This window comes from Fusibacter sp. QWL-12 (assembly GCF_058683495.1).
Window position 1 is genome coordinate 125,345 of record NZ_CM178745.1, and the last position, 18,852, is coordinate 144,196.

28 protein-coding genes are annotated in these 18,852 nt (G+C 30.7%); all 28 read right to left on the reverse strand.

Translation table 11 applies throughout. From position 1 onward, the window contains the following. Nucleotides 1-12: 12 nt before the first annotated feature. A complete protein-coding gene (locus tag AC4PID_RS00785; protein WP_492133682.1) occupies nucleotides 13-837 on the reverse strand; it encodes a class I SAM-dependent methyltransferase in 825 nt (274 codons plus the stop codon). 34 nt (nucleotides 838-871) lie between these two features. Further along, nucleotides 872-1,315 carry a hypothetical protein gene (locus AC4PID_RS00790; protein ID WP_492133683.1) on the reverse strand — a complete coding sequence of 148 codons (444 nt, stop codon included), beginning with the start codon at nucleotides 1,313-1,315 and terminating at the stop codon, nucleotides 872-874. Between the two features lie 64 nt (nucleotides 1,316-1,379). Next, nucleotides 1,380-1,895 carry a GNAT family N-acetyltransferase gene (locus AC4PID_RS00795; RefSeq protein WP_492133684.1) on the reverse strand — a complete coding sequence of 172 codons (516 nt, stop codon included), beginning with the start codon at nucleotides 1,893-1,895 and terminating at the stop codon, nucleotides 1,380-1,382. A 25-nt stretch (nucleotides 1,896-1,920) separates the two neighbouring features. Next, the gene (locus tag AC4PID_RS00800; RefSeq protein ID WP_492133685.1) at nucleotides 1,921-2,115 is read right to left on the reverse strand and encodes a hypothetical protein; all 195 of its coding nucleotides are present in this window, start codon (nucleotides 2,113-2,115) and stop codon (nucleotides 1,921-1,923) included. 107 nt (nucleotides 2,116-2,222) lie between these two features. Next, on the reverse strand, nucleotides 2,223-2,696 hold the full coding sequence (locus AC4PID_RS00805; protein ID WP_492133686.1) for a GNAT family N-acetyltransferase: 474 nt from the start codon (nucleotides 2,694-2,696) through the stop codon (nucleotides 2,223-2,225). 23 nt (nucleotides 2,697-2,719) lie between these two features. Then, entirely contained in the window at nucleotides 2,720-3,373 is a 654-nt protein-coding gene (locus AC4PID_RS00810; RefSeq protein ID WP_492133687.1) for a hypothetical protein, read from the reverse strand. 329 nt (nucleotides 3,374-3,702) lie between these two features. After that, a complete protein-coding gene (locus AC4PID_RS00815; RefSeq protein ID WP_492133688.1) occupies nucleotides 3,703-4,548 on the reverse strand; it encodes a hypothetical protein in 846 nt (281 codons plus the stop codon). A 101-nt stretch (nucleotides 4,549-4,649) separates the two neighbouring features. After that, the gene (locus tag AC4PID_RS00820; RefSeq protein WP_492133689.1) at nucleotides 4,650-5,171 is read right to left on the reverse strand and encodes a hypothetical protein; all 522 of its coding nucleotides are present in this window, start codon (nucleotides 5,169-5,171) and stop codon (nucleotides 4,650-4,652) included. Nucleotides 5,172-5,240: 69 nt separating this feature from the next. Next, nucleotides 5,241-5,759, reverse strand: a complete 519-nt coding sequence (locus tag AC4PID_RS00825; protein WP_492133690.1) for an NUDIX domain-containing protein — start codon at nucleotides 5,757-5,759, stop codon at nucleotides 5,241-5,243. 318 nt (nucleotides 5,760-6,077) lie between these two features. Then, nucleotides 6,078-7,067, reverse strand: coding sequence for a hypothetical protein (locus AC4PID_RS00830; RefSeq protein WP_492133691.1), 990 nt, complete (start codon nucleotides 7,065-7,067; stop codon nucleotides 6,078-6,080). Nucleotides 7,068-7,108: 41 nt separating this feature from the next. Next, complete coding sequence (locus tag AC4PID_RS00835) at nucleotides 7,109-7,648, reverse strand: hypothetical protein (protein ID WP_492133692.1); 540 nt, start codon at nucleotides 7,646-7,648, stop codon at nucleotides 7,109-7,111. Nucleotides 7,649-7,754: 106 nt separating this feature from the next. Then, nucleotides 7,755-8,381 (reverse strand): putative periplasmic lipoprotein, encoded by a 627-nt coding sequence (locus AC4PID_RS00840; protein WP_492133693.1) that lies wholly within the window; start codon nucleotides 8,379-8,381, stop codon nucleotides 7,755-7,757. A 221-nt stretch (nucleotides 8,382-8,602) separates the two neighbouring features. Further along, on the reverse strand, nucleotides 8,603-9,082 hold the full coding sequence (locus AC4PID_RS00845) for a hypothetical protein (RefSeq protein ID WP_492133694.1): 480 nt from the start codon (nucleotides 9,080-9,082) through the stop codon (nucleotides 8,603-8,605). A 134-nt stretch (nucleotides 9,083-9,216) separates the two neighbouring features. After that, nucleotides 9,217-9,801, reverse strand: coding sequence for a hypothetical protein (locus tag AC4PID_RS00850; protein WP_492133695.1), 585 nt, complete (start codon nucleotides 9,799-9,801; stop codon nucleotides 9,217-9,219). A 95-nt stretch (nucleotides 9,802-9,896) separates the two neighbouring features. Continuing rightward, nucleotides 9,897-10,568, reverse strand: a complete 672-nt coding sequence (locus AC4PID_RS00855) for a Type 1 glutamine amidotransferase-like domain-containing protein (RefSeq protein ID WP_492133696.1) — start codon at nucleotides 10,566-10,568, stop codon at nucleotides 9,897-9,899. Nucleotides 10,569-10,668: 100 nt separating this feature from the next. Next, complete coding sequence (locus AC4PID_RS00860) at nucleotides 10,669-11,388, reverse strand: hypothetical protein (RefSeq protein ID WP_492133697.1); 720 nt, start codon at nucleotides 11,386-11,388, stop codon at nucleotides 10,669-10,671. Nucleotides 11,389-11,687: 299 nt separating this feature from the next. After that, nucleotides 11,688-12,227, reverse strand: coding sequence for a hypothetical protein (locus tag AC4PID_RS00865; protein ID WP_492133698.1), 540 nt, complete (start codon nucleotides 12,225-12,227; stop codon nucleotides 11,688-11,690). 63 nt (nucleotides 12,228-12,290) lie between these two features. After that, nucleotides 12,291-12,797: a hypothetical protein gene (locus tag AC4PID_RS00870; protein ID WP_492133699.1), complete on the reverse strand. Its 507-nt coding sequence runs from the start codon at nucleotides 12,795-12,797 to the stop codon at nucleotides 12,291-12,293. A gap of 210 nt (nucleotides 12,798-13,007) precedes the next feature. Next, nucleotides 13,008-13,541 carry a hypothetical protein gene (locus tag AC4PID_RS00875; protein WP_492133700.1) on the reverse strand — a complete coding sequence of 178 codons (534 nt, stop codon included), beginning with the start codon at nucleotides 13,539-13,541 and terminating at the stop codon, nucleotides 13,008-13,010. Between the two features lie 105 nt (nucleotides 13,542-13,646). Then, a complete protein-coding gene (locus tag AC4PID_RS00880; RefSeq protein ID WP_492133701.1) occupies nucleotides 13,647-14,180 on the reverse strand; it encodes a nucleoside deaminase in 534 nt (177 codons plus the stop codon). Between the two features lie 40 nt (nucleotides 14,181-14,220). Next, complete coding sequence (gene elbB / locus AC4PID_RS00885) at nucleotides 14,221-14,889, reverse strand: isoprenoid biosynthesis glyoxalase ElbB (protein WP_492133702.1); 669 nt, start codon at nucleotides 14,887-14,889, stop codon at nucleotides 14,221-14,223. Between the two features lie 74 nt (nucleotides 14,890-14,963). Then, nucleotides 14,964-15,287 carry a hypothetical protein gene (locus AC4PID_RS00890; RefSeq protein WP_492133703.1) on the reverse strand — a complete coding sequence of 108 codons (324 nt, stop codon included), beginning with the start codon at nucleotides 15,285-15,287 and terminating at the stop codon, nucleotides 14,964-14,966. 170 nt (nucleotides 15,288-15,457) lie between these two features. After that, nucleotides 15,458-15,898: a GNAT family N-acetyltransferase gene (locus AC4PID_RS00895; RefSeq protein ID WP_492133704.1), complete on the reverse strand. Its 441-nt coding sequence runs from the start codon at nucleotides 15,896-15,898 to the stop codon at nucleotides 15,458-15,460. Nucleotides 15,899-16,062: 164 nt separating this feature from the next. Continuing rightward, nucleotides 16,063-16,542 (reverse strand): GNAT family N-acetyltransferase, encoded by a 480-nt coding sequence (locus tag AC4PID_RS00900; RefSeq protein ID WP_492133705.1) that lies wholly within the window; start codon nucleotides 16,540-16,542, stop codon nucleotides 16,063-16,065. Between the two features lie 88 nt (nucleotides 16,543-16,630). After that, the gene (locus AC4PID_RS00905; protein ID WP_492133706.1) at nucleotides 16,631-17,155 is read right to left on the reverse strand and encodes an AAA family ATPase; all 525 of its coding nucleotides are present in this window, start codon (nucleotides 17,153-17,155) and stop codon (nucleotides 16,631-16,633) included. Between the two features lie 215 nt (nucleotides 17,156-17,370). Continuing rightward, nucleotides 17,371-17,892 (reverse strand): hypothetical protein, encoded by a 522-nt coding sequence (locus AC4PID_RS00910; RefSeq protein ID WP_492133707.1) that lies wholly within the window; start codon nucleotides 17,890-17,892, stop codon nucleotides 17,371-17,373. A gap of 13 nt (nucleotides 17,893-17,905) precedes the next feature. Further along, nucleotides 17,906-18,184 (reverse strand): hypothetical protein, encoded by a 279-nt coding sequence (locus AC4PID_RS00915; RefSeq protein WP_492133708.1) that lies wholly within the window; start codon nucleotides 18,182-18,184, stop codon nucleotides 17,906-17,908. Between the two features lie 128 nt (nucleotides 18,185-18,312). Next, nucleotides 18,313-18,822 (reverse strand): hypothetical protein, encoded by a 510-nt coding sequence (locus AC4PID_RS00920; RefSeq protein ID WP_492133709.1) that lies wholly within the window; start codon nucleotides 18,820-18,822, stop codon nucleotides 18,313-18,315. Nucleotides 18,823-18,852 lie beyond the last annotated feature (30 nt).

The window sequence follows — 18,852 nt, forward strand, 5'->3', positions numbered from 1 at the left end:
CCTACGATCGATTTACTTTTTCACTCCCATTGCCAGTAAAAACTCACCATTATCTAACATTGAATCTTTGGTATAGCTTGCGATTTCAATGTTAACAATGGTATTCAAAGCATCTGAATTTTTGCTCATTTCCTCAATATTCGCCTGATTGCCACAAGAGATACATGGACTTCCGCCTAGTTTTAGCGCACTAAAGCCATTGTTTTCAAATAATGCTCTTAATTCCTGCGCCTCAAAAAAATGTCTTGCAGGCTGATTAACCTTTTCATGCTTTGGTAAATCTCCAGTTGCAATGACTTGATCTATCATCCAATATTCAGGATCACTAAAGAAGTCGGTCATCTGCCTGCCAATTAGCATTTTTAATATGCCCCATTTATTGTTTACGCTTACAAATAATTTGCCATTAGGTTTCAACAGCCTGTGAAACTCTTTTATAACCTCGTCTCTTCTTTCTAGAATATAAGATAATGGCGCACCATAACATACGATTACATCAAAAATCGCATCATCAAAATTAAGTTTCTCATTTAAATCCGCTTGAAGAATACCTTCAATATTATGATTTACTTCAGCTTCTGCAATTTTTTCCTTTGCAATACGAAGCTGCTCGTTAGATATATCGAGTAAAGTCACTTTACATCCCATTTGAGCGAACTCAATGCTAAATCTCCCCGAACCACATCCCGCATCCAAAACATTCATACCTGGCTTTAAATATTCTTTTATAAAATGCATATGTAGTAAGTAATTGATTCTACTATAGGCATTTTCTTCTAATCGATTCCATTCCTTTATGCCATATTCATCGTAAAATGATTTAACCTCATGATCCATGTTGCCCCCTAAAGGTTGGTGTTTTAGTCTTTATTTATTGCTTAACCGAACGTTGTAACTTAAAACCTGAAGCAAATAATATAATCATTATTAGTGTCGATAATAGATAAACTGAATTGACACTTACGTTTCCAGTAAAACTAAGTAGGGTTGCAGACAGTCTTATCATAGGTAAAAATACCATCTGCATTTGAAAACCAATAACTGAAAAAATGCCATGTTCCAAAAAAACATTTGATAATAATAGTGTAAAGTAGCTGATTAAAGCAATACTATTTCCAAGCAAAGTGGCTTCAATAATAGAATGAGAATGTTTTGAAGAGTTATAACCAACATATAGCCAAAACACGCTAAATAAGACACTTAAAACAAACATTGAAAAACCATACCAGTCCAATCTCACCATTAACACATTAATAATGTTACCAAAGAGTAGTGGTGTAAACGCAAATAGAATCAATACCATTTTCTTTTTCATTAGCAGATTCACCTTCCTAAAGGAATAGTTTGTTTCTATAATTCATACAAATTCAAGCCTACAATTACTGCTCTTTTACATATAGCAGCATTTTCTTATCATCTCTAAGCACTTCTTTTTCAAGATTCATACCATTCTTTAATGACACAGATTCTGAGCCTTTGTTTTTAGGATTAATTAATGCGATTACTCTATTCAGTTTCTTGTCTTCGAAGGCATAACTAATAAGCATTTTACAAATCTCAGACGCGTAGCCTTTTCCCCAATATGGCTTGTCGATAACATAGATTACTTCAACCTCATCGCGTCCTTCAACTGACTTGGATAAAAGACCACAGTGCCCTATAGGCTGGTTTGATTCTTTTTCTGTCAAAATCCATAAATCATACTCTTCTAAATAAGGATCGTCTAATACTTCTTTTACCGCATCTAGCATTTTTCCTTTATCTCTAGGACCGCCCATAAACTCTGTCACATCTGGATTTGTCCATAAATCTATAAAAAATTCGCTATCGGTTGATTTCATGTTTCTTAATAGGAGTCTATCTGATTCCAAATGCACTTCGTATCTGTTATTCATATTACCTCCAAGGAGTGTGTACTTTTTATTCCTCTTTATACTTTAACCAAAGATAAATTCCTAACCCTGGAACCATTGAAGCTAATCCCATTAAAAAAAACCATCCAAAAAGTGCTACACCATTATCGCCACCATTCTTAGTCAGCCTATAAGCTGTTCCATAAGCCAATATGCCTTGTACCATGGCTATTAGCTGCCATAAAATATACAGAAATCCCATTGATATCTCCTTTATGTATTATTTTTATTCAGTTCATACAATTTATTGTATACTTAATAGATATTTTATCATAAATTTTATGATATCTGATACATTACATACTTAATTTACCTATTTATCAAGTAACAATAATATTTCAAAACATCATCTTCTTTTATATACTCAAAACCTAGTCTTTCCAAAACAAACTGACTTCTTGAATTTCGATGAATGGCATCCGCATAAATTTTAGTTAGATTTAGACTCTCCGATGCATAGTTAAGCATTAGTTTAATTGCAGTTGAACCAATGCCTCTATTTTTGTATGCATCAGTAGTAATTAAGATACTTAGGGTGCCATGCCCCTCATTTTCATCTATATACTTCAATTGTATTTCGCCAACGATTTTATCTTCAAATTGTATGGCAAAAAATTGTCGTGATTTATCCAAAACTTTAATTTGATAATACCGATCTACTTTTTCCTGTTCATAAGTAAATAGATCATAAGTCATCATAGGATCAGGTACATATTGCTTATAGACTTCATGGCATCGTGTTAAAGTATATGGTACCAGAGTAACTTTGTTTTGTGTCAGCATTTTAGTCCTTCTTTCGTTATGATTTACGCGAGTCCAAAATGATTAGCAAGTATGTCTAAAGTCTCTTGTTGACAATTTTCTTTTCTTTCGATTACAAACATCCCGCTATTTATAAATTGATCATACTGATTTCGATTAACTTGTGAAATTGCTGAAACGAAATTATTATATACATCATTAGAATTTTCGCAATTATTTATTTGCTCTAAAAGGAACTTCTTTTCCTTATCTTCTCTTTCAAAGAATCTCTTTGATGAGATTTCAGGATCAGTTAACATTATTGCAATCTGATGATAATTTGCAATTTCAACCAACTTCTCTATCGGTATGTTTGTGTCTACAATTACCTTTCTATCCTGTGATAGCCTAATTAACTCTAAAACCTCAAAGCCTTCAAGTTCACTATTATTTCCATTTATCCAGCTTTCATATTGATCGGGCGTACGGGTCAAATATTCTTCCCAATTTTTTTTCGTATGAAAGTAACTCAAATTTGGTTGATCAACCTGATTAATTACCTTGAAAATCACGTCAGAATTATAGTTTTCTTCACAATGTACCAAATTATATTTCTCTGCTAATAGTTTGCACATTGTCGATTTTCCAGCGTAAGCAGTTCCGTTAATAAATAATACATTTGATAAATAATGTTTAAGTACATTGCTTTTAATATTCATCTTCTCTCCTTGCACACCAATCTTAGTCGGCATTCAAAAAAATATGGTCAATCTAGTTTCATCAGGATATATTTTCATTGCGAATTTTGCTTTCAATGCTTTCTAATCTACTTTCAATTTTCCTCAATGACCTTAAAACTATAAACATAAACCAAGGAATACCAATAACGACACCTAGAAACAATAATAAGTTTAACATTTGAAATATACTAATGAACATCTTTTACCTCCTCTTAAGTTTAATTCTAGTTTATTAATTATATTTAATTATTTTGAGCAAAATAATTATCAATTTTCAATATACTCATTTGCTTTGGTCATTTTTTTTATTATAAAATGTTTGATGGGATACCATGGTGCCATTGAACGCCGGTGGTTTTATTAGATTTTGGTCGAATCGATATAAACATCGTATTTAAATCGCTTTGATTACCATAAGGAATCATATGAATATAAAATGATCTAGCATTCCTCTCGTCATCGCCCTTCTTTCCCATTAATTTAGCGCTATACGGATTAATTCCTTCTGGGAAAATAAAATCTGGATAATCATATAAATAAACTTTTTTACCATCGCTTTGTATAATTTTTTGTGATTCAACTTCATAAAATAATTTTTTCTTATTTTTCCCAGTATAATCATGATAATAAACTTTAATCGAATCAAAATTTATAGTATCTTGCTCTACGAAATCACCTGCTATAACAATTTCTAATCCCCTTGAAATCCCCCCGTAGTTTGAACAACTCAAAATAAAAGGTTTCCCACTTTGACAAATAATATCACTTGAATTCCATTTTATTTTAGTTTCACCTTCACAAATAAAGGCTGGCTCTTCAAATGCACTATGTTTAGAACTAAAATGAAACTCAATCACTGAATCTAACTTCGATAAATTGCAAGTTTCAACAATAGCGCTACTCTTAAATGCATCAGAAATTTCGTTAGACAATTTATGTAACATTTCTATTTCCATAGTCTCAAGTTTATTTGATACGATAGTCATCCAAGGGGTATCGTCAATAATCATAAAAAGACTAAATTCGGATTGCAAAGGATTTTTAACAACATGGAATCCATATTTTGAGAAAGTATCCTCAAAATATTTACTAATATAATCTGTATAATAGTTAAATCCTTTTCGCTTCACTTTGATACATGTATTAAAGACCATTTTATTCTCCTCTTATTATTTTGACATTATAGAATAAAAAAGCCCCTAGTTTTGAAATAACAGGGGCTAGATATTATGTAACCAAATTAAAGACTGACTAATTATACAACTTCCTCACTAATTCTGTCAGGTTCAATCATTACGTTAAACTTATTCTCATTGATAAAGCTACGTTGATATGCATATCTTACAGCAATTAAGTAAAATACGATACTAATAGGTTCAGTTGATTCTATAACTAACATTGGTAGCTTTGAAATATACATATTCTGCACAGCTTCAAGTATTGACATATCCCAATATTCAGCAATTAGAACGATCATAGTTAACATTTCTCCGAGGAAAATGCTAATCAACGCAATTACGCCTGCAATAATTCCGACTGATTTTTTTGTACCTCTACCCGTTCTTACAAAACCTTCTGATACTAAATACCCAACTCCAATCGCCACGATTCCAATGTTATAACCAGTCACTTTTACCACAACAGCCCATAAAATTGCTCCAATTACGCCTAACAGCAACCCCAAAATAATACCCAGTCCCGTTCTAGATTCGCTATTCAACTTCTCTACCATTTCTTCGTATTCGCTTTGCTTCAACGACACATACTTATTTTCCATTAAATTCCCCCTATAAAAAATAATTTATATTTGTTCTTTCTTGAAATTAATTATCACATCAATTACTATTTATGTCAATTGTGTTTTAAAATGGATTTTTAGTTGTTTCAACACATATAGTTCTCTTTCAACCCATGGATTATTATCAATTAGTTTAGTCACGCCTGAATTTATTTCGATAGCTTCCTCTAAACTTACCCATCTTGGTAGAAATCCCAATTCTGCTTCATATTCATCTAATGATTGAGTTGATTTTTCTTCCGAAATTGTGCACATGTAATAATATGATTTCATTTCAAAGATACAATTAAGATCATATAAATCTTTTCTTTTTTCAATAATAATTCCAGCTTGAGCCCCTACATTCAACACCCTATATCCAGTTTCTTCTTCTACTTCCCTTTTAATCGCAATAGCATGCGTCTCACCTGTTTCAACGCCACCACCGGGAAACTTAATATCACCTTTATTATTGGTAACCATTAAAAGCTTATCGTCCTTCATAATAATCGCTCTTACTGCAATTCTCATTATGGAGTCATTTTCATTCTTTGATTTCGTAAATCCGATTTGATGTTCAAATAACATTCAGTTCTCCTTTTTAAGACCTACTATCATAAATCCCACACCACATAAAGCAGTAGCTTTGCGATTAATACTTAGGAAAATCATAATTAAATGAAAATAACCTTCTATTTGACTTGGACTAATATGAATATGAGCCTTATAAGCCGTGAAAGCCCAAGAAGTTATTATGATTATTAGCGACGATTATTCCATTAAAATAGATCTTAAGGTGTAATAACCATATGATTGACATAGCTATCATTATAACTCAGTTTAATATTTAAAATTCCCTTTATTAACTATTTTTTGAAACATACTCCCTCATATAATAGATTGCTTTCATTTCAGCACTTTGACATTTTTCATAAGTTCATTAGCAATTGCCAAACCTTCAGTTTTTGTTTTGCCTGGATAAGTCAACATATTACCATCCTCATTACTCCAACCATCTTCTAATATACTCACAGAAACCTTTGACAAGTCGCTATTTAAGAACACTTGACCGTAAATCCGAGTATACCCCTCTGTGCTGGCATAACTTAATAGATTAATGTCTTCAGACTCATATCTCAAATTATATTCTTTTCCATCAATTTCAAATATTCCTTCAAACCAAAGTTGACCTTCGGTATTAACTTTCGCAATTCCAACGATCTTCAAATTTGATTCTTTCGATTCAGTATTTTTTTCTCCTAATTTATAAGAAATACCATTCAAAGCTTTTTCGACTTCAAAAGATTGCGTCTCACTAGATGCATTACTGTTTGAAGCATTGCCCTGACTTGCATCAGTAGTTGGTTCATCAACAGATGTCTTTTGAATATTTATTGCGATAACCGTTTTATCTACGTACTCGACATCTCCTAGTATAGAATAAAACAACATCGAGTTACTAGATTCTCGGTTCCATATCTCGATTTGTTGCTTGGTTTTGTTATCTTCTAGAAGGATCTGATTGATACTTGCGTCAAATACTTTCCCTGCAAGGATATTTACTGTAGTTTCATCATCTATTTTTATTCTAAAACCACCTGTTAAATAGTCACTATCGCCTTCAAACTTGTGCAACGGTTCATTTCTAACCAGTCTGAATTGAGCCTTATTTTCTAAAAGGATAGAAGTTCCCAAGGCACCTTCTCTTTCAAAAAATACAATATTCACATCTTTATAACTTACTGTTGATAGGAACTTGTCCATTTCCGTTAATCCGTTCTCGATTGCTTCTTCCTTAGTTGAAAATGTCTCATATGTATAAGTGCGATCTGCTTTTGAACAAGCTGAAAGCAACAAAGTCGTTAACATTAAAAATAAGAGAATTTTTATTTTCATCTCACACCTCGCTTTTAATTTTGATTGATCATCACCTGTTCCTAATTCTGATATAAAACCTGTTCAACCGCAAAAATCTCATTCTCATCATCATAAGCGCTTATAACAATTTCTCGGTTATCGATTTTACTTAGATCTGCACTCCAATACTGCATTTTATCTAGGTTAATCGTTTGGCTTTCGATCTTCGATACTTGGTCCGAAAATTCTATATTAGTAATGGCTGAATCTGAAACAAGTCCTACGCAATACAGTTTGTTCTTCATATACACTTTTGGCAGTTCAAAAACAACAATATTATGTTCATCGAGTACGCGTTGATAATCACCCATATAGCCACTATACAAATGCTTATAATTAATAAGTCCTTTTTTAAGGATTGTAAACTGTATGACATCATCTATTTTAGTTAAAACAATGACTCTATTGTTAATTTCCTCGATATGTATTATTTCATAATTCAAATTAGGTGACAGATTCAGCGCTTCGTCGATTGTGTTTTGCTTAGGATCAATGATAACCACAGCAAATGTAATAACAATTAATAATAATACTACTGATATTAGAATCTTCTTTTTCATATCTTCTCCTTCTAGTGATAATTTGATAAAACTCATTTAAATGATAATACAGCTGATACAAAAGAGCTTAAATTCAAATATGCTTTGAAAAGTCTTCCATTTCAATTTATAAATAATAAATAGGTAATTTTGAAGTCTGGACTACGCTACCATTTTCATAATATACTTTTGCATAAATCACAAAGGTTGGTTCATAGGATATTGAGTTTTTTGGACCTCGTATTTGCTTGTTTATGTATTCACTGATTTTGTTGTTTTTATAGATCCACCCATCTGAAGAATCGTTGTCAACATATAAAGTTTTAATCTCTTCATCAGAACTCATTCTAAACATACAAATTTCAACCTTTAAAGCATCTTCATATCCCAACAATTCAAGTTTGAAGTTTTCATCACTTATGACATACCAATCATCCCTCACTATGTAAGGCGTATGAAACTTATATGTACGATCCAGTAAATTAAAACTGTCGTTAAAGTCATCTAATCTCGCTTCTGAGGAATATCTAATCATCCATATACTTTCTTTTAAAGTTTCAATTTCAATTTTATTTTGAGCTATAATCGATTCTAATTTCACGTTTTCATTTGATTTCTCAATTAACTCTTGCTTTATTTTATTGTTTTCATTGATTATTTCTTCATACTTATTATTTAACGCTTCAATTTCTTTAGAAGTACAGCCTGTTAAAGCTATCGTTAATAAAAGAGTTATAATTATGTACTTTTTCATAGAGACTCCAATCAATTTGTTATACTATGTACTTGACCAACATCACTTAAATTTTCTTGATTCATAATCATTAAGGCACTAAGATTTTCGATATTTACTATTATTTGTTAAATAAATTTTCCATCATTACAGTAATAAGATATTCATCATTCTCTAAGTAATGAGCTCCACCTTTCAATCCCTCAATTCCAGAGCCAATCCTCCTATATAGTTTTATCGTTTTAATTACCCTTTTTAATTGCCAGTATCTTTAGAAGCTTTTTTAGAAAATTGACTCGCTTAACTTCACCTTTAATTGCATATTGATATTCTTGTTTTGATATGTACTCAGTTAAGTTTATTGAATAATTTTCATTCCGGATACCAGATTCAACATTATTTTCAATAATTTGTAGTTCTTTTTTTAGCTGCTGAAATCTTTTAATTGGAGAAGCAATTCCTTCCCTCATTTCTATTGCCTTAAGTATTTTTTCCGCTTCTTCAGTAACAGTTATTTTTTCTTTAGAAATAGAAAGATAACCAGTTAAAATTAATCTTCCGATTCCTATGTTGATTTCCTCATATTCAAAGATTGAATGCTGAATAATGTCCCCCACCTCAATTACATGCTTTAAATCAAAGGTTCCATTCTTTTTCTTAGAATATAATATGGATAATAATAACCATGCATCAATTTCTGTAAGCTTAAACTGATTTTCCAAGTTGCCCCCCTTTATTGACAGTCATTTGACAATTCAGTTATAACACATTTTAATCTGTTGAACTTTGGTTTTATTTGGATCGGATTTTAGCTAACGTGTTGTAGCGTAAATGAATGCGTACTTAAATCAAATTATTATTTATACATAGAAAATATCCATTCAGCAAACTCATCAGCTATTTTAGGTGGATTTGCTTCAACCGTCTGTTTCGCAATTACATCGTAGTATTCTAATTCATGTATAACTATTGGTATATCTTTATTAAACTTGTTTTTTATTATTCCATCAGTATGAAGTCTTTTAGATACATTTACACAAGTTTGAACAAATTTTTGGGTTATTTCTTCCCCATATTCAAAATATTTTTCGCTTTCATCCCATTCAACTTCTTCATCTGTTAAATATAAATCTTGTTCCTGTATCCATTTCTTGACTTGTTCAGATGATATTTCATCTGAACCAAATATCAATTCCTTATTATGTAACCAAAAAGCAAAATTCCACCTTGCCTCGTCTTTATCATAAGCACTTTCAATAGAATCCAAATAATTAGTTTCTGTATTATATCCTAGTGTTAGTGTAGGTCTGCGACAATCATCTTCATCATCATAAATAAAAAAAGATATAGCATAAATTTCCTTAACTAAATCACTGTTCCAGCTCCCAATCACTTTTTTTACTGATTCGAAAATAGATTCTTCAAAGTTTGTCTTACTCATAATTTCCTCCAATAAGCAATTTATAATAACAATTTCACCTGATGCACTAATAGTACTCAGAGTGTAAATTGCTTTGACTATGTGTTATGGGAAGTTCAATACAAAAACGCTTTGTATTCTTTAGCATTTCCGATCAATTCTATTTCTCCACGATTTAAAATAACTGCACTATTACGCTCTAAAGTATATACTCTTAACCCAGTATCCTTAATAAACTTTTCGATACTTTCATTTTGTGTATTTTCGCTTGAGTAATGAACTTGTACGGCAAACTCACTAATATGATTCAATCCGCTATGCCTACTATACACTTTATAATATTTATCTGGCGATATGTAATAATCTGCTGACTGCAAAGTTGCACCAGCACTCCACCCCATAATAATTCCTTGAAATGAATTAATTAAGTCAATCATGTTCAACTCAATTAACCTCTTTATAGTTTTTTCTGGAAATCCTCCATTAAAATATATAATATCCGTATTATTCAATATTTTTGAAAGTTCTTCAGATGTGTTTTCAAAATAGTTAATCAGTTTAATATTTTCTTCCTTCACCCCAAAATGAAGGAAAGGAACTACCAACTCATTGTAAAATTTACCATTATTTTTATCGTAGCAATCATACCATGCCTTCTTATCTCTGACCCATTCTTCATGGAAAGCGAAAGGAAAAATTGTAATTCTTGTAGTTTTATCTAAAAATCTTGAAAATCTTTCTTTGGCCCATTCTTCATGAAAGTTTGGACTATCTAATAAAACATTCATATATAATTCCTCTCACTTTGTAAAGTTTTGACTGAACTTTTCATAATGTTCTTTCAGTCCTCACAGCGTTTAGTTGTGAGATTTTGAGTTATTATGGAGGCTAATTCTCGCTTCCATCTTTCAAATTAAACTCACAAACTATCCAAGGTTGCCATAAAGCGTTTTCAGCATCACATTCTTCTCGAATAAATTTGCACGCTTTTAAGGTTTCCTCATAAGAATTAAACAATCCAAATTTATTTGGTTTAATATTTAACTTATCAAATATTTCTGTTTCTAGATTACTACATAATACTGAATGTAGAATTCCTAAATCATATCCTAATATCTCATATCCAATGATTTTACTTGTATCAATTAATAATTTTTTCTTTAACAATTGATATACACCTAACTCGCCTTCATTTTCTCCTATTGGTTTATTGTGTTCTAAATAATTATTTGCCTCACTTATTTCCAGACCAATCCCAATAAGTTTTATTCGGTCTATATAAGAAAAGTATTTATCATACAAATACCTTGCAGTAACAATATTAAAAATTGCATTTGGATATCCCAACTGTTTTTTATCAAATAAACTTGTTATTTCTTTACACAGCTCGTCCATTTTTTCCGGACTCATATTGTATTTATCACAAAACTCCGATCTTTCATTTGTAACATCTAAATCCCAATTTAACATCCACCATGCTGGTAATATTGTAGCTATACATTCACTGTTTGTAACTATATCATCATAAATCAGATTTACATTCATGCAATCTGCTCTAGTGAATAATTCTATTAGTGCGTATCTGCCAATATAAAAATCACTTTTCATATTCACCCTTTCATACTTGAAATTCCATTTAATATTGGACAAAGTATTTTATACCTAGTTGCATCTAAAGCTTTTTAATGCATTAAAGAAACTCCTGAACCTGTTCCAATAATTTTTTTGTGAGTACAACCTGAATTACTTAATTCATGTCGCCACTTTTATCATTTGCCTTTATGCTACCTGAATCAAACCCAAATCCTGCCATAAGTAACCTCCGCTTTATTATTTGAATACATTTTTAATTGTATTGCACACTCAAATTGAACAATATTAATGACATCGAACCGACTCGTAATATTTCAAATCAATTTCTTAACTTTTAGCTTATTTATTACGAGCAAAGCTGTCTTTTCAACAAATGAGTATAACTCATCTCTTGAAACTGCTATTGGATTACACAGATTTTCATTCGTTGCTGGTAAACGTCCCATTACGCCAATCTTTCGGACGATACTTCCGTGAGGCAAATAATCAATATAATCGGGGAATTTTTCTAAGGTTAAGATTTCAGTTAAATACCCGGATGTAGGATTATTATAGAGATATTCTAACTCCATTGAAAATATCTCATGCATTCGATCTCTTGTGGATATTAGACTTTTTACAGAAGTCCAATCCTCAGAAAAGCCTTTAGCAAGTTCCCTTAACTTTTCATTCGCTTTAATACGGATCCACACATTTTTAACTCTTTTGTCATCATGCATATAATAATTATATTCCACGTCTGTGATCAAGTGTGTATAATAACCCAGTAAAAAACTGTAATGCTCATGAGATGAAATTTCTTTCTTACGATTTAAAATATATTCTTCATAAAACGCTTCATAATCTGATTTCACACTATCTTCTTTGGTTGTCCAATGCGTAAGCTCTCTTGGTCAAATCACAATTTGATTACGCCATCAAACATCAAAGTAGATATTACTTAGTTTCCAGTCATTTTCTTGATATGAAAACGCCATGATACAAATAATTATAGAATCCACTGATTCAACAATCACTTCATATCCTGTTATAAAACTCAAATTATCCTCGGATAATTCAAAATACCTTTGTCTTAAGCTATATTTATTACTCATTTCAGAAAACGAATATAAATTACCATTTTCAAAAGTTATTTTGTCGTTATCTATTAATACGCCCATTGCTATTTCTGTTTTTAAATAATCAATATCCGATGACACTAAAGCATTGTAAATCCCCCTTGCTTTTATATCCACAAGATTACGAATTTCATATTCAATACGGTACTTATTTTTTAGTTTTTCATACTCATAATTTTGCTCATCAATTTTAATTTTGAGACTTATATTTTCGTCTCTTGTTTCTTTTAACTCATTTATTTTTATGTATGTAAAAATTGAAAGTATCACCAGCAGAATTACGAGGAGTGCGCTATTTCTTTTCAATTAGAATCACCTTCTTTATTTATTAATTGCTGTACAAAACCCGCAACTTTTTTTGTATCGTTATCTACAGCTAACCAAATATACGAGCTCTTTTCGAGTATTATTAAATGTTTTTCTGGAGAGGGTGGATTTGGAAAAAGCCTATTAAGTTATCTGACGTAATGCCACTTATGGTGTTAATATATTTAATCATTTATTTGCTCCTTTATATTAATTATTAACTTCATTTTTCTTTGTAAAATCATTAGCTAATTGAACTAAACTACCATCTACCGGACTCACTATAAAAAATATATCATTTGTTCCATTACTTAAAGCGTAATAGTAAGCTCGATTTGTAACAAGAAGTCCCTTTGGATTATCACTGACGGGAATCGTGTTAACTCCTTTGTAATTTTCACTAAAATAATATGAACTATCGAAATTATTACTACTTTCAATTATTGTTTTACCCTCTTGATATGTATATTCAGGTACTGTTGTGAGTATTGATACTGGTATAAATATAGTAATTAAAACCATACAAACTATTTTCAACTTATAATATTTTGATGTGTTATTCTTTAGCAGTACCTGATACCAAATAAAGGATTGCAATAAAATAAAAGGTACAAAAACGAACGCTTCATATATGCCTTTATAATCTACATTCAATCTGTAAATGACAATTAATTCAGCAATAGTAACAATAAATATTAATAATAATATCAATAATCTAAACTTGATTATCTTATCATTCTTCATTACAACGCCCTTCTTTTAATCAAATATCATCGTCTATACATTTATCGTTAGCATATAGTCTAGCAATCACGGCGTAATTTGCGCGAGCTGTGTATTAGATGAAGTTTACAATTCTCTTTTCCTTTCTAAATGCTCTTTTATTCTTTCCTTTTTCATCCTGAATTTATATCCTGAAAACGTCTGCAAACACTCCTCTTCCAAAATTGGACCGACTACTTCAATTGGCTTGCCACATTGATGAAGGATTTGTTTCGCTGTAAACTTTTTAATTCCACCAGACTTCTCATTTAATTTTTCTTGTCTAACACCAAAGACAACCCTCGAAATCTTTGACCAATGAATTGCTCCACTGCACATAGAACATGGCTCTGTGCTTGAGTAAAGAGTATAGCCTTCTAGGGAGATGATTTTATGTAATCTACAATATTCTGATATCAACCTTTTTTCTGCATGAAATGTAGGATCACAAAACTCTATGCAACCATCATGCGATTCAAATACTACTTCATTGTCTTTCACAAGTACCGCACCAAAGGGATCTTCACCTTTGTTTTTTGCTTTTTGTGCTAATGCATTTGCTCTTCTTATATACTTTTCATCGAAGTATTGTTGAGTCATATTTTTCTCCTTTAATTTCATATCAGGTTCCAATAGTGTAAGTTACTAGGGCTGTGTGTTTTTAATTTTCATCTTCATGTACACTTATTAGATTTTTTACCAAATTATCAATACCATGCATAATCTCATACAAATTTTGTGATCCAATAAATGCAGGTGTAGAAATAACCTTATTTATTTTATCAACTAGGCATTCGGAAGATTTTGTATTTATGAACTCTATTCTTTTATTTTCAAAGATTTTCATAAATGAATTGTTGCTTGTACTCAAATATAAACTGTTAACTTCGTTTAGCAAACTTCTACCTACAAGTAATGATGCGCCACATATAGCACCTATTGGTTTTTGACTGACATAAAATCGCTTTATTAATTGATCTACTTCTTCATCAACACTATATGAATCTTTAGCAAAAAAATAATCCGACAAATTTTTAAATACGCCTTGTCCGCCAGGTATAATAAGCGCATCAAATTCATCATATTTAATTGATTTCAAGGAGAAAATCCGTCCCCTTCCAATCCTTGCAGATTCAATCAAAATATTGCGCGTTTCATCTACATCAACAGTTTCAGATAAGTGATTATAAGTGTGAATCTGTACTCTATCTGGTGCAAAACAAACATAATCAATTTGATATTTATCTAGAGCTAAATATGTAAGTATTACTTCTTCAATTTGGCTTCCATCACCTATACCGCACCCAGAAAGTAAAATAGCAACTTTCATCCACCCTCCAATTTACTTTTATCTATTATTCTTTAGATTTGCTTTTATCCCTTTTCTCATATTAACCTCTAAAATTAGAATTCTGTATGCAGCTCAGAGATCTTTAAAATCCACTGTTCAAGAGCCTCTTTACTGAAATATTTGTTCAAACCAATTTTGAAATATGGAATTCCCTGATCATATAGCTTATCAGAGTATAATATTATCTCATTCATATCATCAGTAGATAACCCTAAATACTTTGATGCACCTTCTAAATCTAATAAATACACTTCATTTATTTCGGGTTCATTTACTTGATTCTCTGCTTTTATTGATGTTCCAATAAATATACCACTGAAAATTATTGATATTCCTAAAAAAATTATTGCGGCAACTAACCAACTGTTTGTTTTCATAAAACCTCCACATCTATAAAATTTACTTTGGACTCTTCGTTGATTGAATATGTAATTCCTGATTTACCATGCTTCTTATATATCAAGTCTGATATTACTTTATTTTCTCCTATCAGAATTTATATTTGGGGTAGTATTCTTCAGAATTAAATAATTTATCAACTATAACCTTAATCGAGAGTAGTAAAGAAATAAGTCACATCATCTTCAAATGTATTATGCGTTTTATCACCACCAGCTTTTTCATATAATGAACAAGCAGCAATGTTGTGTTTTTGTGTAAACAAGAAAAATCTACATATTCCAGTCAACTTGCATAGATTTTTAATACTGCTTAGCAATTGAAAACCAATACCTTGTTGTTGAAATTGTGGTAGTACACCCACTTCATGAATATATAACATATTTCCTTTACTATCTAGTCGATTTAACTCATAGCCATATGCGAAACCAATTATCTGTTTGTCCTGTATGCAAGCAAAAATCCAATTCTTCGGGTTAAGTAGAAATTGTCTTGCATTTTCTCTACAAATAAAGTTATCTCTAAAATCTCCCTCCATATTTATAACTAATGGTATATCTGATATCTGTAGTTTTCTATATTCTCTCATATACAACACCGTCCCCCAAAATATCTTTAACTTTTTTTCCCTTTAACATGACGCATTCTCAAATATTACTTTTTGGGCATTAATTTTATATCCAGTATAATAGTGCATCATTTAATTGCATCTTTTCAGTTGCCCTAAATCAACTGTTGCGAGAACTTGTCGTATCACAAAACCAATTTGTAACTTGAACCTTTTTCATTTACCGTTTCAGCCTCAAAGCCTAAACTCTTAAATAAATTTTGTGACTTCTTATTATAATGATAAATTTCCTTAACCCTAAGTTCTTCTATTCCAATATTTCTAGCTATTTCAATAAATTTCATTATTATTGATCTTCCAATACCTTTACCTCTGTATCGCTCATCACCAATTACTATTGGTAAACTCGATTTCGAAAATGTTGCATCACCGACTGCTAACCAATCTGATTCTAATACTTCAATAAAATACAGATGTCCAACTTTTTCTAAATACCTATACATTCTGTTGATATCATCAAATCCATAACTTTGGGCTGAAATTCCTTCAGACATTAACAATACCTCTTTATCGCTATACCATGGCAAAGCATTTATCCATTCTGATTTTTGGGGTTTTCTCAACCTTAATTTATCGTTTACTAAAATTATCTTTTCAAAGTCCATTTTCCACCTCCTTATGATATGTCTTAACGTTCTTGCACTCCTCTCAGCTTAAGTTTCGAGTACAATGTGTTATATGAATGCCAACTATTTAAATGTATTTCTTGTATATTTGCATAATATAATCAATATTTTCATCAATACTCTTAAGACCATCAATTTCGATTATCTGTAATGACACCTTTTCTAACCAATTATCTATTTTATCAGAAGTACGTTTTTGAACCATCCTATAAAACGCTTCTTCTGAATCGTACATATCCCCACCCTGCTTAACTCTATCTCTAAATCTTTCAGTTGATCTTTGTCTAATCCGCATTAAACGAACATCTTTTGGAGCTGAAATATATACTCCTAATTTTATTGATGTAATTATTTCTCTTCCTAAATCACCTGTAACTGCTGATAAGACAAATTTTTCATTTTTTCTTATTTCTGATAGTATTGAACTGGCGCACTCTTCTCTTGTACGCGGTACACTATAAGGTACTTTGGAATGCTCAAAATAATAATCTTCAATATCCATAAACTTGTAATTTAGTTTGAAAGCAAGTTCTTTTCCTAAAGTTGTTTTACCGCTTCCATTTAATCCAAAAACAAGAATACCATAAGACATTTAGCTCTCCTAAAAATTAGTGTTTTTATTCTTTTATCTTTCTATACTATTAATGTTCTTATTCTTTCAATTTAAATTGTACTTAAAATTAACTGCTTCATAGATTTACATTATTCTAACTCGAGCAATTAGTAACTAACATTGGCTTTCGTATAACGCTCTTGCAGCTTCGTAGCGTAAATTTCGTTAACTGTGTGTTAGATGAAGTAATTTGATTATAAATATAAGCGCTTATCTGGTAAGTCCATATTTTTTAGTCTTTCATTTATGATTTGTTCAATAAAATCACCAATTTCTTTTATTGTTTTTAGTTCCACATTTCCTTCAGTTGGATCCTCAAAATTAGAAAAGTTGAAATTCAAAGTGCTCCATCGCACCTCATTTTTTTCATTTTGGTACTCTGCAATTAATTCAGATACACTTATAGGATTTATGTCCACCTTTAATAATCTCGGAAAACCGGAATGTATTTGCATAAAGTTTAATTGGCTCATTTTTAAAAATATTCGATTTTTTTCTTCTGTACTCAGCTTAAACTCAAGCTCGAGGATACCTTCCACAGAATCATACTTCAAAATTTCATTATATGTATCTATACTTTCTTTTCCATTGACGCCATACTTATATGTAAAATTGAAATCATTCGGATAATTTATATCTTCTTTTTTTTCATAGTTAAACACTATAAGCAAAAATGTAAATAATACGCATATGCCTAATATTATTCTTTTTTTCATAATAAATCTCCATTTAATATTCTTTTACAAACCATGATGAAATACTATAGATAAATCCTTCATCTTCTCCCGAGATTGCTAATTCATAGTCATATACTTCTTTCTTCACTTTATATAGAACACCAACATAATCAATGCTTCCACCATCCTTGTAGATTGCAACTGGAATACAAAATATTGGTCTGTGATCAGTTTTAACTCTGACGAAATCTGTAACAAATAAAGTTATCCAGATTAATACACCGACAAATAAAATTTTAAATTGCTTCTGATTAATAATTTTACTTTTCATCTATCACCTTCATCAAATTGATCCTATTCTGAAATGGGTTATGTCATCTAACGTCCTTGCAGCCATAGTTGCGAGGACTTTGTGTTAGGCGATGCTCGTAATATTGTTAACAAACTAGATACTTAAAGTTATTTACTGTAAATTATTTTTTTTAAATCACTACCTATTGAAACTATATGATTATTCTCTTCAAATGTTTTATGAACAATACCAGTATAAGTGTATTCTAAAATTATTCTCTTGTTACGATTATTGGTATAATCAATAGTAAAATTTACAAATTCACCTTCTTTTGTTTCTTTTATACCAAGAATTTCAGTTATTTCTTTACAATCAATTAGATGTGATTTTATAAATTCAAAATTATAGCCTAAAATACTCTTATATGTAACGATGTTTTCTCTATCAACCAACAGTTCTAACTCATCTATCATCAGATTTTTTTTAAGAAAATCAAATATCTCTGATTCATTTCCATCATAAACAATTCCTAATTTACTATACGACTGATATTCTTTATAGGTTATGTATTCAGTCCTGTTTCCCTGACTTCTCTCAAGTATCATTTTTCCAGCAAAAATCAACACAATTATAAATAAACCTAAGCATAATAAAATCTTTGTCTTTTTACTTATCATTTTAATCTCCCTCCAATTGCATTGGTCTTG